Raw genomic sequence first — 600 nt, 5'->3', positions numbered from 1 at the left:
TTGCCAGCCACAATGCGCACACAGTTACTGCGATTGCAGTGCTGGGGCAGCAGAAGGATTTTGAATTCCAACGCCTACACGGTATGGGAGATTCACTCTACAACCACGCGATGGAGAAATACGGCCAACCTGTTCGTATTTACGCTCCTGTTGGTAGCCACGCGGATCTACTGCCTTACCTTGTTCGTCGTCTGCTAGAAAATGGCGCAAACAGCTCGTTTGTACACCGTTTGGTTGACGCGCGTTGCCCAATTTCTGAACTGACACATCACCCTGTGGATGCGCTAACCAGTTTTGCGACGCTGAATAACGATAAGATCCCAATGCCTTCAGGTATTTTCCCTGAACGTAAAAACTCTTACGGCGTCAACATTGATATCGAAAGCGAAGCAAAACCATTTGAAGCGCAAGTTGAAAGCTTCCTAAACAATAAGTGGGTTGCGGGCCCTGTGATCAACGGTGAACGCTTTGCCGAAAGCATGATCAAGGAAAACCTCGCTGAGATCATTACCGCGCCTTACGATCGTCGTGTTGAAGTGGGTCAAGTCGCTTTTGCAACTCTTGATCATGTTTCCGCTGCGATTGAAGCGGCGCAAGCGG

The 600-nt window shown here is 49.5% G+C and carries 1 protein-coding gene; it reads left to right on the top strand.

Features of this window, described 5'->3' with window-relative positions; genetic code table 11:
- Window positions 1-600 (top strand): proline dehydrogenase family protein (locus R7Z49_RS26315; RefSeq protein WP_318112607.1); only part of this gene is annotated, 600 nt, incomplete at both ends.

Source organism: Vibrio sp. 1562 (assembly GCF_033340155.1).
GTDB classification, from domain to species: Bacteria; Pseudomonadota; Gammaproteobacteria; order Enterobacterales; family Vibrionaceae; genus Vibrio; species Vibrio alginolyticus.
Note: the sequence above shows the minus strand (reverse complement) of the source record. Positions and strands in the feature narration are given on the sequence as shown.